The organism is Leifsonia sp. SIMBA_070 (assembly GCF_046534635.1).
GTDB lineage: Bacteria > Actinomycetota > Actinomycetes > Actinomycetales > Microbacteriaceae > Leifsonia.
Map to the genome: position 1 here is coordinate 1 of NZ_JAWRYK010000340.1, position 268 is coordinate 268.

Genomic DNA, 268 nt, shown 5'->3' on the forward strand with positions numbered 1-268 from the left:
TCGGCATTGACCACCACCGTGCCATGGCTCGGGTCGCTCGCCTTCGCGAACGTCAGCGCGCCCCCGCTGGTGGTGCTGTCGTTGGTCGCCACCGTGCCGCTGACCGGCGTGTCCTCCGCCGTGGTCGCGCTGTCGTCAGCCGCCGCCAGGTCCGTCACCGGCGTCACGGTGATGTTCACGGTCTGGGTAAGGCTCTCGCCCGAGGCCGGGTCGGTCACCGTGTAGGTGAAGCTGTCGGGGCCGTTGTAGTTGGCCGCCGGCGTGTAGG

At 70.1% G+C, this 268-nt stretch carries 1 protein-coding gene; it reads right to left on the reverse strand.

The annotated features are described in order from the left end of the window. A partial coding sequence (locus SB754_RS20595; RefSeq protein WP_410784219.1) for an Ig-like domain-containing protein occupies positions 1–268 on the reverse strand: 268 nt, incomplete at both ends.